This is a genomic window from Streptomyces sp. McG3, assembly GCF_018619185.1.
Taxonomy (GTDB): domain Bacteria; phylum Actinomycetota; class Actinomycetes; order Streptomycetales; family Streptomycetaceae; genus Streptomyces.
In genome coordinates this window covers 1-16563 of sequence record NZ_JAAXYC010000166.1, presented here as the reverse complement: position 1 = coordinate 16563, position 16563 = coordinate 1, and the positions used below count along the sequence as shown (strand labels likewise).

Annotated in this window: 5 protein-coding genes; all 5 read right to left on the bottom strand. The window is 71.9% G+C overall.

Going from position 1 to position 16563, the window contains the following annotated elements; genetic code table 11:
• The coding region (locus HET64_RS24275) for a type I polyketide synthase (protein ID WP_215108900.1) at window positions 1-10216 on the bottom strand (10216 nt) is incomplete at its 3' end.
• 261 nt (window positions 10217-10477) lie between these two features.
• A complete protein-coding gene (locus HET64_RS24270; protein ID WP_215108898.1) occupies window positions 10478-11251 on the bottom strand; it encodes a thioesterase II family protein in 774 nt (257 codons plus the stop codon).
• A 388-nt stretch (window positions 11252-11639) separates the two neighbouring features.
• Complete coding sequence (locus HET64_RS39920; protein WP_215108896.1) at window positions 11640-14387, bottom strand: LuxR family transcriptional regulator; 2748 nt, start codon at window positions 14385-14387, stop codon at window positions 11640-11642.
• A gap of 268 nt (window positions 14388-14655) precedes the next feature.
• Window positions 14656-14913: a hypothetical protein gene (locus HET64_RS24260; protein WP_215108894.1), complete on the bottom strand. Its 258-nt coding sequence runs from the start codon at window positions 14911-14913 to the stop codon at window positions 14656-14658.
• Window positions 14914-15045: 132 nt separating this feature from the next.
• Window positions 15046-16563, bottom strand: a 1518-nt coding sequence (locus HET64_RS24255) for a S8 family serine peptidase (protein WP_215108891.1), incomplete at its 5' end; no start/stop codon positions are given.

Genomic DNA, 16563 nt, shown 5'->3' with positions numbered 1-16563 from the left:
CCTCATCCACCACACCCGCGAACACCCCGAACCGCTCATACAACTCCACACCCATACCGGCGAACTGCGAACCCTGACCCGTGAACAACACCGCCGACTTCCCACCCACCGGCGAACCACTCACCAACCCATCAGCGGGCACACTCCCCGCCAACGCATCAAGACCCGCGACAAGATCCGCGACGTTCTGGCCCACGACGACCACGCGTTCGTCCAACGCCGCACGGTTCGTCAACGCCGCCGCCACACCCGCGACATCCACGTCCTGACGGCTCCGGACGAACTCCGCGAGCCGCGCCGCCTGCCCCAGCAGCGCCGCATCGCCCCGGCCCGACACCAACCACGGCAGCGGCCCCTCACCCTCCGGCGCGGCAGCACCCGGCTCTCCGACGGCGGCGCGTGCCTCCTCGGCCGGGGGCTCCTCCAGGATCACGTGTGCGTTGGTGCCGCTCACTCCGAACGAGGACACACCCGCCCGCCGCAGGCGCCCCTCCCCCGGCCATGCCACGTGCTTCGTCAGCAGACGCACGTCACCGGCCGACCAGTCGACGTGCGGCGAGGGCTCGTCCACGTGCAGCGTCTCCGGCAGCTGACCGTGCCGCATCGCCATCACCATCTTGATGACCCCGGCCACACCGGCCGCCGCCTGCGTGTGCCCGATGTTCGACTTCACCGAACCCAGCCACAACGGACGCCCCTCCGGCCGGTCCTGGCCGTACGTCGCCAACAACGCCTGCGCCTCGATCGGATCACCGAGCGTCGTACCCGTACCGTGCGCCTCCACCACATCAACATCACCGGCGGACAAACCCGCACTCGCCAACGCCTGCTGAATCACCCGCTGCTGCGACGGACCATTCGGCGCCGTCAGACCATTCGACGCACCATCCTGATTCACCGCCGAACCCCGCACCACCCCGAGCACCCGGTGACCGTTCGCCACCGCGTCCGACAAACGCTCAAGCAGCACCAGGCCGACCCCCTCGGCGGGACCGAACCCGTCCGCCGAAGCCGAGAACGCCTTGCACCGCCCATCGGCCGACAGGCCCCGCTGCCGGCTGAACTCCACGAACGTCTGCGGCGTCGACATCACGGAGACGCCACCCGCCAGTGCCATGGAGCACTCGCCGGAACGCAGCGCCTGCGCCGCCATGTGGAGCGCCACCAGCGACGACGAACACGCCGTGTCCACCGTCACCGCCGGACCCTCGAAACCGAAGGTGTACGCCACCCGGCCGGAGGCCACACTGCCCGCGCTGCCGTTGCCGAGATAGCCCTCCAGCTCCGAAGGCAAGGCGCCCAGTCGCGACCCGTAGTCGTGGTACATGAGCCCGGCGAACACACCCGTGCGACTTCCCCGGAGGCCCGCAGGGTCCACCCCGGCGTCCTCCAGCGTCTCCCAGGCGACCTCGAGGAGCAGCCGCTGCTGCGGGTCCGTCGCCAGGGCCTCGCGCGGGTTGATCCCGAAGAAGTCGGCGTCGAACTCGGCGGCGTCGTGCAGGAATCCGCCCTCACGGACGTAGCTGTGTCCGAGTCGTCCGGCGTCGGCGTCGTAGAGCCGCTCGATGTCCCATCCGCGGTCGGCGGGGAACGGCCCCACACCGTCCACGCCGTCGGCCACCATGCGCCAGAGGTCGTCGGGGGAACTCACACCGCCCGGGAAGCGGCAGCCGATTCCCACGATGGCGATCGGCTCCGCGGCCGCCTCCGCGCCCAGCGTCTCGGCCGAGGGCGACGCGTCGGCCCCGAGCGGACCGTCGGCCGGGAACAGCGACTCGTGCACCAGGCCGGCGACGGCGGCCGGGGTGGGATGGTCGAAGAGCAGCGTCACCGGCAGCCGCAGTCCGGTCGCCGCGGCCAGCCGGTTGCGCAGCTCGACGGAGGTGAGGGAGTCGAAACCGGCGTCCTGGAACGACTGGTCGGTGTCGACGTGCGCCGGGGAGGTGTGGCCGAGGACGACCGAGGTGTGGGCGCGGACCAGGTCGAGCAGCCGGGTGGCCCGCTCGGTGCCCGACAGCGCGTCCAGCCGAGCCCGGAAGTCACCGTCCGACGGTTCCGCCGTACTCGGCGGAGTGGCCGCGGCGGTACGCCGGGAAGGCGTGGCGGCCAGGTCCCGCAGCATCCCGGTCGCGGACGACCGGGCCGCGTCGATCTTCACCGGTACGAGGTGGGCGTCCTGACCGGCCAGCGCGGCGTCCAGCAGGAGAAGTGCTTCCTCGGTGGGCAGCGGGCGGATTCCGGCCCGGCGCATCCGGGCCAGGTCGGCACGGCCGAGGTGGCCGGTCATGCCACTGGCCCGGGCCCACTGGCCCCAGCCCAGGGAGAGCGCGGGCAGGCCGTCGGCGCGGCGCTGCCGCGCGAGGGCGTCGAGGTAGGCGTTGGCCGCCGCGTAGTTGGCCTGGCCCGGTCCGCCGAGTGTGGCCATCACGGAGGAGAAGAGGACGAAGGCGGTGAGATCCATGTGCCGGGTCAGCTCGTGGAGGTGCCAGGCGGCGTCCACCTTCGGGCGCAGGACCGCCCGGACGTGAGTCTCGTCCAGCGCGGGGAGTGTGGCGTCGGCGAGCACTCCGGCGGCGTGGAACACCGCGGTCAGCGGGTGCTCGGCCGGGATGCCGGCGAGCAGCGCGGCGAGCGCGTCACGGTCGGCGGTGTCGCACGCGGCGAGGGTGACCTCGGCGCCGAGGCCGGTGAGTTCGGCGCGCAGGCTCTCGGCCCCCGGCGCGTCGGGACCCTGCCGGCCGGTCAGCAGGAGCCGTCGCACGCCGTGCCGGGTGACGAGGTGCTGGGCGAGCAGCCGCCCGAGGGTGCCGGTGCCGCCGGTGATCAGGACGGTGCCGCCCGCTGCCGGGCGGATGGGCGAACCGCCTGCTGTACGGGGCCGGTGGACGAGCCGGGGCGCACGGATCTCGGCCCCGCGAAGCGCCAGTTGGCTCTCCCCCGTGGCCGGCGCGACGGCCAGAGCGTCGGCGGCCGGATCAGAATCGGCAATCGGATGGGCGTGGGCACCAGCACCAGCACCGGCACCGGCACCGGCACCGGCATCGGCATCGGCGTCGGTATCCACCAGGAGGAACCGACCGGGGTATTCCGACTGTGCCGACCGGAGCAGGCCCCAGACCGCCGCGGCCGCGGGGTCCTCGGGTCCGTCGGCCGGGCCGGTGCGGACCGCGGAGCGGGTGACGACGGCCAAAGGAACGTCCGCGAACCGCTCGTCGGCCAGCCAGCCCTGGAGGAAGCCGAGCGTCCCGGTCACCAGGTCGTGTGTCCGGGCCGGGTGCGCCGGGCTCTGAGCCGGTCCGGCGCCGGTCTGCCCGGGGTGGTAGGAGACCAGCTCCGGAACCGGCCTGCCGCCGTCCACCGCGCGGGCCAGTTCGGCGAGCCCGGGGTAGGTGTCGACGCCCCGGGGGTGGGCGCCGTGCGGCGACGGGGCGACGATCGCCCGGTCGAGGGCCGCCCGGGGGAGGTCCGGTGCCACGAGGGTGGTCCAGTCGACCAGGTACAGATCGTGCTGGGCGGCCGGGGCGGCGAGTTGCTCGACGTCGACCGGGCGCAGCGTCAGCGCGTCCACTTCGGCGACCGGCCCGCCGGCGAGGTCGGTCGCCGTCAGGCGGGTACCGCCGTCGGGTCGCCGGCACAGGTGCACCCGCAGCGCGGTCGCGCCACTCGCCCGCAGCCGCACCCCGGTCCATGAGAAGGGGAGCCGGACCCGTTCGTCGTCCCACACCAGCGGGTGCAGGGCGGCGTCGAGCAGCGCGGGATGCAGGCCGTAGGCCCCGGCGTCCGGAGTGAGCGAGGTGTCCAGCTCGACGTCGCAGAACAGGTCGTCGCCACGCCGCCAGAGCCGGCGCAGCCCGCGGAACGCGGGCCCGTAGCCGAAGCCCAGTCCGTCGAGGTGGGCGTAGGCGTCGTCCACGGGGACGGCCTCGGCCCCGGCCGGTGGCCACGAGGCCGTCGGCTCCGTCGGAGAGTCCGCGTCGGCGGCGGGTGCGAGCGTGCCGCGGGCGTGGCAGGTCCATTCGGGCCGATCGCCGTTGCCGGCGGTGTGGATGCCGACGGGCCGCCGGCCCTCCGCGTCCGGGGCTCCGACGACCACTTGGGCGCGTACGGTGCCGGCGGTGGGCAGCACGAGGGGGGCCTGGAGCACCAGTTCCTCGATGTCCGGGCAACCCGTCCGGTCGCCGGCCTGGACGGCCAGCTCGACGAAGGCCGTGGCGGGCAGCAGGACGGTGCCCAGCACGGTGTGGTCGGCCAGCCAGGGGTGGGTCCGGAGCGACAGCGTGCCGGTGAGCGCGACCCCTCCGTGGTCGGCCAGCGGTACGCCCGCGGGGAGCAGCGGGTGCGTGGTGGTGTCGAGACCCGCCGCGGACATGTCCGGGCCGCCGCTCGGAGGGGTCAGCCAGTGGCGCTGTCGCCGGAAGGGATAGGTGGGCAGCTCGACGGGGTGCGCGGGGGTGGTCTCGGCGTGCGGGTCCCAGCGGACGGGCGTGCCGGTCGCGTGCAGGCGCGCCAGGGAGGTCAGGAGGTTCGCCAGGCCGGCGTCGTCCCGGTGCAGGGTGCTCGTGACGGTCGCGGTCGTGCCGCCGTCGCCCTGGTGTTCGAGGGTGTTCTGGAGGGCGAGGGTGAGGACCGGGTGCGGGCTGATCTCGACGAAGTTCAGGTGTCCGGCGGCGAGCAGGTCGCCGGTGGCGTCGGCGAAGCGGACCGTCTGCCGGAGGTTGCGGAACCAGTAGTCGGCGTCCAGGGTGCTGGTGTCGGTGATCTCGGTGCCGGTGACGGTGGAGTGGAAGGGGATGTCGCTGCGCCGCGGCAGGATCCCGGCCAGTTCGGTGGCCAGCTGCTCCCGGACGGGCTCCACATGGGCGGAGTGCGATGCGTAGTCGACGGCGATGCGCCGTGCGGCCACCTGGCGCCCGGTGCACACGGCGAGCAGTTCGGTCAGTGCCTCCGGGTCTCCGGCGACGACGACGGCCTTGGGGCCGTTGACCGCTGCCACCTCCAGGCGGTCGCCCCAGCGGCCGATGAGCTCGGTGACCTCGGGCAGCGGCAGCGGCAGGGACGCCATGCCGCCCCGGCCGGCGAGCACCGCGAGGGCTTGGCTGCGCCTGCACACGATCCGGGCGGCGTCGTCCAGCGACAGCGCGCCCGCGAGGTGTGCGGCGGCGATCTCGCCCTGGGAGTGCCCGACGACCGCGTCGGGCCGCACACCGTACGTCTCCCAGCTGCGGGCCAGGGAGACCATCATGGCGAAGAGCACCGGCTGGACGACGTCGACCCGGTCGAGGGTGGGTGCGTCCGGTTCGCCGCGCAGCACGGCCAGCGGTGAGAACTTCAGGTACGGCTGGAGCGCCTCGGCGCAGTCGGTCAGGTGCTCGCGGAAGACCGGTGACTCCTCCATCAGCCGCACGCCCATCCCGGCCCATTGGGAGCCCTGGCCGGGGAAGACGAAGACGGTCCTGCGGTCGGTGGTGGCGGCGTCCTGGATCAGGTGGCGGGCGGTCCCGCCGTCGGCGAGCGCACGCAGGCCGGTCAGGAACGCGTCGCGGTCGGCGCCGACCACCACGGCCCGGTGGGTGAGCGCGGCCCGTCCCGTGCGGAGGGTGTGCGCGACGTCGGCGTGCGGAGTGCCGGGGTGGTCGCGCAGCCAGTCGTGCAGCAGTTCGGCCTGGTGGCGCAGCGCGCGCGGGTCGCGGGCGGACAGCGGCCACGGCACGGCCGTCAGGACGGGCCCGGGGGTCCCGGGCTCCGGCTCCGGCTCCGGCTCCGATCCCGGCCCCGATCCCGGCTCCGGCGCCAACTCCGGGACCAACTCCGTTGTCTGCGGAGCCTGTTCCAGGATGACGTGGGCGTTGGTGCCGCTGATGCCGAACGACGACACTCCGGCGCGACGCGGCCGGTCCACGGTCGGCCAGGGGGTGGGCTCGGGCAGCAGTGCGGCGGCGCCCGCGTCCCAGTCGACGTGCGAGGAGGGGCGGTCCAGGTGGAGGGTGCGGGGCAGCATGCCGTGCCGCATCGCCAGGACCATCTTGATCACACCGGCGACTCCGGCGGCGGCCTGGGTGTGTCCGATGTTCGACTTGAGGGATCCGAGCAGCACCGGCCGGTCGGCCGGGCGGTCCTGGCCGTAGGTGGCGAGGACGGCCTGTGCCTCGATCGGGTCGCCCAGCGTCGTGCCGGTGCCGTGCGCCTCGACCGCGTCCACGTCGGCCGCCGCGAGTCCGGCCGTCTCCAGGGCCTGCTGGATGACGCGGCGCTGAGCACCTCCGTTGGGTGCGGTCAGGCCGTTGCTGGCACCGTCCTGGTTCACCGCGGACCCGCGCAGGACGGCCAGCACCCGGTGCCCGTTGCGGGTCGCGTCGGACAGCCGCTCAAGCAGCAGGACGCCGACGCCCTCGCTCCAGGCGGTGCCGTCGGCGGCCTCGGCGAACGGCTTGCAGCGCCCGTCGGGCGCAAGTCCGCGCTGCCTGCTGAACTCGGTGAACATGCCGGGCGTCGCCATCACGGTCACGCCGCCGGCCAGGGCCATGGTGCACTCGCCGCGCGACACCGCCTGACGGGCCAGGTGCAGCGCCACCAGCGAGGAGGAACACGCCGTGTCGACGGTCAGCGCGGGTCCTTGCAGGCCAAGGGTGTACGCCACTCGCCCGGAGGCCACGCTGGAGGTGCTGCCGGTCAGCACGTACCCCTCGTAGCCGGCCGGCGCGTCGTCGAGACGCGAACCGTAGTCCTGCGAGGTCGCGCCGAGGAACACACCGGTGTCGCTGCCGCGCAGCCCGGTGGGGTCGACCCCGGCCCGCTCCAGCGCCTCCCACGAGGTCTCCAGGAGCAGCCGCTGCTGCGGGTCCATCGCGTCGGCCTCGCGCGGGCTGATGCCGAAGAACGCCGCGTCGAACTGGGCCGCGTCGTGCAGGAAGCCGCCCTGACTTACGTAACTGCGCGGGCCGTTCTCCGGGGCTTGGTCGAACAGTTCGTCGAGCCGCCAGCCGCGGTCCTCGGGGAACTCCGTGATGGCGTCGGTCCCTTCGGCCAGCAGCCGCCACAGGTCCTCGGGGGACCGGACGTCACCGGGGAAGCGGCAGCCGATGCCGACGATCGCGACCGGCTCGTCCTCGCCGGGGGCCGTGCCGGGGACGGCCGGGGCCGCGGGAGCCGCCGGGAGCAGTTCCTTCCACAGGTGGCGGGCCAGCCGGGCCGGGGTCGGGTGCTCGAACAGAACGGTGGAGGGCAGGTGCAGGCCGGTGACGGCGTTCATCCGCCGCCGCATCTCGACCGCCGTCGTCGAGTCGAAGCCGAGGTCCCGGAACGTCACGTCGGCCTCGACGCCCTCGGCGGAGTCGTGCTCCAGGACCAGCGCCGCCCCGTCTCGGACCAGGTCGAGCATCATCCGGTCCCGGTCGGCTTCGCGGAGCCCGCCGAGCCGGTCCGCCAGGGACCGCGGACCGGTTGCCGGGGTGGGCCGCTCCTCGTCGTCGCCGGTCTCCGGGGCCGGGATCGGCGGGGAGGAGGATGGCGGGGCGACGGGCCCCGGCACCGTTCCGGCAGGCGCTTGCCACCAGTGGCGCTCGCGCTGGAAGGCGTAGGTCGGCAGCGGCACGCGCCGTCCGTCCGGGTCGGCGAGAACCGCTGCCCAGTCCACGGAGGCGCCCTGCGTGTGGGCCTCGGCCAGACTGGTCAGGAACCGCCGCCGGCCGCCGTCACCACGGCGCAGCGAGCCCGTACCGGCGGCGGGCACCCCGGCCGAGGCAGCCGTGTCGTCCACGGCGGCGAGCAGCGCCGGGTGGGGACTGCACTCCACGAACTGCCGGTACCCGTCGGCCAGCAGCAGGCGGACGGTCTCCTCGAACCGGACCGTCCGCCGCAGGTTCCGGAACCAGTAGGCGGCGTCCAGACCGGCTGTGTCCACCATCTCGCCGGTGACCGTCGAATAGAACGGAATCTCTCCCGAGCGCGCGGACACGCCGGCCAGCGACCGGACGAGGTCCTCAGCGATCTCCTCCGTCTGCGTCGAGTGCGAGGCGTAGTCGACGGGCAGACGGCGTGCCTGGATCCCTTCCCCGGACACCTGGTCCAGGAAGCGGTCCACCGCTTCGGGCTCACCGGCGACCACCGTCGACACCGGTCCGTTCACGGCCGCGACCGACAGACCGACGGCGACGCCGCCGATACGTCGCACGACCTCTTCCGAGGGCATCGACACCACGGCCATCGCACCTCGGCCCGACAGGCTCCGCAGCGCCCGGCTCCGTACGGCGACGATGCGGGCCGCGTCCTCCAGGGACAGCGCCCGCGCCACGTAGGCGGCCGCGATCTCGCCCTGGCTGTGACCCACCACTGCCGCCGGACGCACGCCCAGCGATTCCCACAGCCGCGCCAGCGACGTCATCACCGCGAACAGGGCGGGCTGCACCACGTCCACCCGGTCCAGCGACGGTGCGCCGGGCTCCCCGCGGAGAACCGCGAGCAACGACCAGTCGACGTACGGCCGCAACGCTCGATCGCACGCCCGCAGATGCTCCGCGAAGACCGGGAACTCCTCGTGGAGCTCCAGTCCCATGCCGGTCCACTGCGACCCCTGACCGGGGAAAACGAACACGCTGTCACCCGGGACGGCCTGCCCCGTCACCACGTCCGGTGACGCCTGCGCGCCGGCCAGCGCCTTCAGCGCGTCCACCCGCGCCGTACGGTCGTCACCGATCACCACGGCACGGTGATCGAACAGGGTGCGGTGTCCGCCCAGTGTGTGGCCGATGTCGGCGGGCCGCAGGTCCGGTCCGGACTCGAGGCGGGCCCTCAGCCGGTCCGCCTGGCCACGCAGCGCGGCGGCCGAGCGGCCCGAGAGCACCCACGGCACCGGGCGGGGGCGGGCCCCCTCCCCCGCGCCGTCGTCGTCGCTGCCGGCCCCGGCGGCGGACCCGTCCGGTGTCGACGCCGCGGCCAGAACGACATGGCAGTTGGTGCCCCCCATGCCGAACGAACTCACCCCGGCGAAGGCCGGGACCGTGCCTCGGGGCCAGGGCGTGGTCTCCTGGACGACGCCCAGCCGCAGCTCTTCCAGGGGGATGTCCGGATGGGCCCGGGTGAAGTTCAGGCTCGGCGGGATCCGGCGATGCGCCAGTGACAGGACCGTCTTGACCAGACCGGCAATGCCTGCGGCGCCCTCCAGATGGCCGATGTTCGTCTTCACCGATCCGACCAGCAACGGGCTGTCCGCCGGCCGGCCGGTGGACAGCGCGGCGCCCAGCGCGCCCGCCTCGACGGGGTCGCCGACTTGCGTACCGGTGCCGTGCAGTTCCACGTATCCCACGTGCTCCGGGGTGACTCCGGCACGCCGGTACGCCGCCCGCAGCACCTCCGTCTGCGCCCGCACGCTGGGGCTGGTCAGGCTCGCACCGCCACCGTCGTTGTTGACTGCGCTGCCCCGGATCTCGCAGTGGACGACGTCGCCGTCGGCCCGAGCCCGGTCCAGGGGCTTGAGCACCACCATGGCTCCGCCCTCGCCGCGTACGAATCCGTCGGCGCGAGCGTCGAAGGTGTGGCTGCGGCCCGTGGGCGAGAGCGCGCCGAACCGGGCGGCGGCCGCGGCGCTCTCCGGAACGAGATTGAGGTGCACCCCACCGACGAGAGCGATCTCGGACTCTCCCCGGCGCAGGCTCTCCGCCGCCAGGTGCACCGCGACCAGGGAAGAGGACTGGCCGGTGTCGACGGTGAGGCTCGGCCCGTTCAGGCCGAGGCGGTAGGAGACCCGGTTGGCGATGAGGCTCCGGTGCAGGCCGGTGAAGCTGTGCGCGCCGACCGCCGCCATGCCCTGGCGGTGCAGCAGACGCGCGTAGTCGTCCGCGATCGCGCCGACGAACACCCCTGCCGGCCGGCCCCGCAGCGTCTCCGGGACGATTCCGGCGTCCTCCAGTGCCTCCCAGCACAGTTCGAGCGTCAGCCGCTGCTGCGGATCCATGGTCCGCGCCTCACGCGGTGAGATGCCGAAGAACGCCGCGTCGAACCGGTCCACCTCGTCCAGGAACGCGCCCCGGCGAGCCGCCTCCTCGGGTGGCTCCTCCTGCCATCGGCCCGTCGGCACCTGCCCGACGGCGCTGCGTCCGTCGGACAGCAGCCGCCAGAACTCCTCGGGCGTGGCGGCCCCGGGGAGCCGGCAGGACACCCCGACCACGGCGATCGGCTCACAGCCGATACCGCCGTCGACGTCAGTCGCCGAATCCAGCATTGCTGAAGTCACCTCCGGGTCATGAGGAAAACGAACAGGGACGGACGGACGGGAGTGCCGGCGCGCGGCGGAACGCCCGCAGCGCCGTATGCGTCCGGCTGGGGTACCTACACAGGAGGGGAGAGAGCGCGGGGCGGGTCAGATCGGGGAGCGGGCACCGGGAACCGCAGGCTCCCGGCCGCTCGACACACGCCTCCGGGCGCCGGCGGCGGGTCTCCCGCCGACGGGCCGGCTCCTGCCGGGGCTTGTACGGCTCACTCGTCAGGACACACGGGACAGGTGCTGGAAAGCGGCGATGCGGTCAGTGACCTCCGATGCCACTGCGGCCTGCTGCTCGTTCAGGTAGAAGTGCCCTCCGGGGAACGTCCGCATCGAGAACCCGCCATCGGTGAGCTGCTCCCAGGCACGGGCGTCGTCGGGGCTCACCCGGGGGTCGCTGTCGCCCACGAGCACGCCGATCGGAGCCTTGAGCCGATCCCCCTCCCGGTAGCGGTAGGTCTCGACCGCCCGGTAGTCGGCCCGCAGCGTCGGCAGGACCATACGCAGCAGTTCGTCGTCCGCCAGCAGACTCGGATCGGTGCCGCTCAGCGCACGGATCTCCGCGATGATGTCGTCGTCGGCCCGCAGGTGGACGTTCTCGTCCCGGTGGATCACCGGAGCCCGGCGGCCGGACGCGATCAGCCCGAGCAGCGTGCCCGGGGCCGAACGCTCGATCCGCAGCGCCAGTTCGAAGCCGACGACCGAGCCCATGCTGTGCCCGAGGATGACGAGTCGCTGGTCCGGGGTGGGCGCCAGCAGCTCGCAGATCCGGTCCGCCAGTGTGTGCACGTCGTCGATCGGCGTCTCCTTCCGCCGGTCCTGACGGCCCGGATACTGCACGCAGACCACGTCCACGGCAGGGGCCAGTCGTCGGGCCATGGGAAGGAACTGTGACGCCGCACCGCCCGCGTGCGGCAGGCAGAGTAACGTGATCGTGCCCGGCGACGCAGGTGCGTATCGGCGGAACCACTGGTCCCGATCCACGGCTACGGACATCGGCAAGGAACCCCGTCTCAGCGCAGTCAGCCGACGTATCCGCCGCCTGACAAGCCTCAATATCGTCTCGGCAATTCGCACCTCAACGTAACGGGCCCGCCCTGCGCGGCGACAGCGATCACACCCCTAACCTCACCCCTGCCGTGCGGCCGGACGGCCCCAGATCGCCATGCGCTGTCGCCCTCCCCACCAGGCATGACGCGGCCTGGACACCAGCCCGTACCACCCCTACCGCCCACCCCCGGGAGCGCCGCCCGGGGGTGGGCGGTGGACGGTCGTGCCCTTGAGCGGCCGTCTGCGCGTGGTCCCCACCTGTTTCTCGGCCAAAGATGCCGACCGGTGTCGACCGCGCCTCCGGCAGCCGCCGTCCGGCCCGCGGTGCGGCGGCTCAGTGGTCCGCCGAGCCCACCAGGCCCAGCTCCACCGGCAGGCCGAAGCGGCTGCTCACTCCGAGCTTTCGGTACGTCTTGGTGAGGTGCTGCTCCACCGTGCTCACCGTGATGAACAGGGTCTGGCTGATCTCGCGGTTGCTCCGCCCCTGGGCCGCCAGAGCCGCGACCTTGCGCTCGGCGTCACTGAGCAGGGCGAACTGATGGATGGTCTTCCGCAACGCGGGAGTCTCGCCCGGTTCCTCCGCGCTGCCGGAATTCTGCAGCCTCCAGTAGAGCGGCTCGGCCCCGCACATCTTGGCCATCCGCTTCGCCTGATGGGAAATGAGCCTGAATTCGGCAAACCGCCCGCACTCCAGTTCGGCTTCACTCGAATCAGCGAGTGCACGGGCCAGCTCAAGCCGGTCCCCGGAATCGAGGAGCACCTTCACGGCCTCCCTGAGCATGGACGCCCGGGCCGGCTGCTTGAGCGTCGCGGCCATGATCCGCAGGGTGCGACCACGCACCCGCTTGTTGTCGGCGTTCACCCGTGTCAACTGCTCCTCAAGGAGGGCTTTTCCACTGCGGGCGTCGTCGAGTCGCAACCACGCCTCCGCCAGGTCACATCGCCAGGGGACGAAATTCGCGTGACCGAGAGCGGTTCCACCGAGCAGGCGCCCGCAGGTCTGAAAGTCCGCCAACGCCGCGTACGGACGGTTGTTCTCGATGTAGAAACGTCCACGGGCATGCAGGAAGTGCAGCCAGAAAGGATTTCGACGTGCCTCGGGAAGCGCCTCCTTGATCAGTGTCTCCGCCTCGTCCGTCCTGCCCATGGCCGTGGTGGCGTGGACGAGACCGGAAAGCGGCAGACCGAGGGCCGCACCCCAGTTGTGCTGAGGCATCACGGTCAAGGCGCGGCGGGAATGCCGCTCGGCATCGATCAGGTCTCCCCTGCGGACGGCGACCAGCCCCTGGACGGTCGCGAGCATGGCCACCCAGGCCACGGCCTGAAGCGCCTCGGCCTCCGGTCCCAGCGTTTCGCACCAGCGTTGGGCATCGTCCAGCTTGTCGTCGAAGGTGAGGACGAGCAGGGCGGACAGCACGACGACCGGCAGGGCGTCGGCGATCCTGCAGCACTGCAGGACCTGTTCGGCGCTCTTGACGAGGTCGCTCCACGACTCGCACGCCGCCGTCTCCTCGGTGCGGCACGTCAAGGAGGCTTCATCCGCACCGTCTGTTCCCTTGAACGGCACGACCCATCGGATCCACTGACGGGCGAGCGCCAACTCGGCCGCACCGGCCAGGTCACACGTGTCTCCTTGCCTGCCGACCTGCCTGAGCGCCAGGGCGGCCTCGTCGGCCCGGCCCTGCCAGGCAAGGAAGGTGCTGAGCGCCACGATGTCCCGCACGGCCAGATTTCCCTCCTGGAGCGAGGAGTACAGCGGCTCCAGGAGCGAGGTCACCGCTGTCGGCTTGGTCAGCCACAGGACCCGGGCCAGCGCCCCCAGGACCTCGGCCCGCTCCTGAACATCGCTGCAGGCTTGCTGAGCCACCTCGAGGAACTCGGCCGCGCGACTCGGATTCCCTTCCCTCAGTGCTTGCCACGCCGCGTTGCGGAGGACGTCCACGGACCAGTCCTCCGCGATACCTCCTGCGGCGACGAGGCGTTCGGCGACCTCCGACGGCACGGCCCCGTCGGAGTGCAGCAGCAGGGCGGAGCGCTCGTAGAGCGCGGTGAGCGTCGCGCCGTCGAGGCCGCTCAGCGCGGCGGCACGGGCCGCCTGGTGGCTGAACCATCCGGAACGGAGCAGTCCCGTCGCCGCGAGCGCGTTCAGGGCCTCCACCACCGTCCGCTGCTCGCTGTTGAGCAGCCGCGCCAGCACGTCGGGCGATGCCGGAGCGCCGAGGACGGCAAGCCCGCGCGCCACATCGAGCAATTGGGGATCCCAGCGATGCAGGCACGCCTCGACCGCGACCTTGAAGTGCGTTCCTTTCAGCGCCGCGTCCATCGCGGAAACCGCATCGACGTCCGGGGGCTCACGCTCGTAGAACGCACGACACTGATCCTGGAACAACACCTGCAAAAACAGTGGACTGCCGCCCGTGGCCGCCAGGAAGGAAGGGGCAAGGAATTCTGCGGTCGCCTCGCCGAGACGTCGCCGCCGAAGCCAGCCGGTCACACCTTCGAGTGAGAGCGGCTGCAAATTCAGCAGGTGAAAATACGGCTGATTGATGAACTCAGCCAGGACAAGGGGAGGCTTCGAGCTGAATATTCGCCACTCGGCGAATACAGCGACGACGGGACTCGACGCGAGCCGGCGAAGTATCAGCAGGAGTGCGCGCAGACTGGCCGGATCCGCGTACTGCGTGTCATCGACGGCCAGCACCAGGGGTCGCCCATCAGCGGCTTCGAGGAGAAACTCGGTCAGTTCATCCACCGCGCAAGCGCTCAGCGAGAAGTCTTCGGGATTCTCTCCCGGTAAGGTCAGAAGACGCTCGATCCGCTCCTCCTGCCCAGCATCCGTCTCGATGGACCGGAAGAGCCGCAACAACAGGCCCAGGGAGTGGTCCTGCCCGGAGTGTGCTCCCGCCGCGCCCAGAACCAAGGCACCGGCACTCTCCGCGTATCCGGAGAAGCTGGACAGGAGTGTTGTTTTTCCGACACCACCGGATCCCGTCACGAGGGCCACGGTTCGGCCTTTTACCGCGCACTCATTCAGCATTCGCTTGAGGCTTTGAAGCTCGACGAATTTCTCGATCACGACCACTGAACAGCTCCCCGTTTTTACGCCGCACTCACTTTAACCACTTAGCTGTATTTTCAACGTAACTACACCCCCGGTGAGCAGTCAAGATCCCCCCGCCAGGACCTTCACCCAAAGCCTGCCATTCGTTTCATTCCGCTGATATCACACAAACGGTCGGCAATTCATTGCGAGGACCCGAATACCGACCACACCGCGTCCGGCCTGCTGCCCGCAGCGCAGAGAAGTGCCGGCCGATACCCGTCTCGTCCGGCACCAGCAGGGATCAAGGTCACCTACGGAGGTGTGGGGCTCCGTTGAGGACGAGGGTCGTTCCGGACGACCGGTCCGCGGCGGGAGACGCGAGCCACTGGACGGCCACCGCGACCTCGGCGGCCTCGGCCACCCTGCCGAACGGGCTCTGGGTGACGATCCGGAATCCTCCGCCCCTCCAAGCGGGACGAGACCCGTCCATGGCCGAGAAGCCGGGCGCGACCGAGGCGACCGCGGTCCCGTACGAGGTGAGGGAGACCCGAGCGGCCGATGGCATGGACGGCCTCGGTGACGCCGTGGGCCGTGTGGTCGATTTCGCGCCGCCCCACCGACGCACGGCAGAGCCGCCGCGGGCCCGGAAGTCTTTCCGGGCCCGCGGCGGCTCGCCGTGTTCCGTGCGTGAGGGAGGTCAGCCCGCGAAGCAGAGCGGCTGGCCGCCGGAGAAGGCGAAGCAGGAGACCTGGCGGGAGGTCGTGCCGCTGCGGCCGCCCCGGTCCGTGACGGTCAGCTGCACGGTGTAGGTGCGCTGTGCCGACGGATAGCGGTGGGAGGCGGTGACGCCGGAGCCGGTGGTGCTGTCGCCGAACTTCCAGGCGTAGGAGGCGATGTCACCGTCCGGGTCGGTGGAGGCGGAGGCGTCGAAGGAGCAGTCGGCGTACCAGCAGGAGAGGGAGAAGGAGGCGGACGGCGCCTGGCCGGCCGGGGGTTCGGACGTTCCGGCGGTGACCTGCTTGGTCAGGGTGCCGCTCTCGCCGCTGTCGTCGGTGACGGTGAGCTTGACGGCGTACGTGCCGGCCTTGGTGTAGGTGTGGGACGGCTGCGCGCCCTCGCCCTTGGCTCCGTCGCCGAAGTCCCAGGCGTAGGAGACGATGGAGCCGTCCGGGTCGGTGGAGCCGGACGCGTCGAAGGTGCAGGCCGGGGTGGTCGTGGAGCACTGGGCGGTGAACGCGGCGACCGGCTTTCCGGGTTCGGACGGGCCGCCGCCGAGGTCGGTGACGTCCAGCAGCCTGTTCGGGGAGGAGGACCCGGGGTTGGTGACGACTCCGGAGAGGGCGTTGTTCACCAGGGCGTCCCGTACCTGCTGCGGGGTGGCGTTCGGGTGGGCGGAGAGGTGGATCGCCGCCGCGCCCGCCGCGTGCGGGGACGCCATGGACGTACCGCTCATGGTCTGGGTGCCGCCGCCCATCCGCGTGGAGACGATGGATCCGCCGGGGGCGAACAGGTCAAGGCAACGGCCGTAGTTGGAGAAGCTGGAACGGCCGTCGTTGCTGTCGGTGGAGCCGAGGGTGATGGCGGCGGGCAGCCGGGCGGGGCTGGTGTTGCAGGCGTCCCGGTTGTCGTTGCCCGCGGCGACCGCGACCGGGATCCCGGCGTTGATCGCGCCCTGGACCGCGTCGTCCATGGCCTGGTCGCTGCCGCCGCCGAGCGACATGTTGGCGACGGCCGGCTTCTGGGCGTTCCGGGCCACCCAGTCCATGCCCGCGACGATCTGCGAAGTGGATCCGGAGCCCTGACAGTTGAGGACCCGGACGCCGACGAGCTTCGCCTTCTTCGCGACGCCGTGGCTCTTGCCGCCGACGGTGCCCGCGACGTGGGTGCCGTGTCCGTGGCAGTCGGCGGAGTCGGCGTCGTTGTCGATGAAGTCGTAGCCCGAGGACGCGCGGCCCTCGAAGTCGGTGTGCTGGCGGTAGAGGCCCGTGTCCACGATGTACGCGGTCACGCCCTCGCCCTCGTTGGGGTAGGCGTACGAGGAGTCCTTGACGCCGTCGACCCGGTCCAGGCCCCAGGAGGGCGGGTTGGTCTGGGTTCCTGTCGCCCGGACCTCGGCGTCGGCCTGGACGTAGCGGACGCCGGGCTCGGCCGCCAGCTTCCTGGCCTGGGCGGCGGTCGCCTTGAGCGCGAAGCCCTTGAAGGCGGTGGAGTACAC

Excerpts from the sequence above, each read along its gene's own strand:
- HET64_RS24270 (WP_215108898.1), bottom strand. The coding sequence starts at position 11,251 with ATGTCCGTAGCCGTGGATCGGGACCAGTGGTTCCGCCGATACGCACCT.
- HET64_RS24260 (WP_215108894.1), bottom strand. The coding sequence starts at position 14,913 with ATGCCATCGGCCGCTCGGGTCTCCCTCACCTCGTACGGGACCGCGGTC.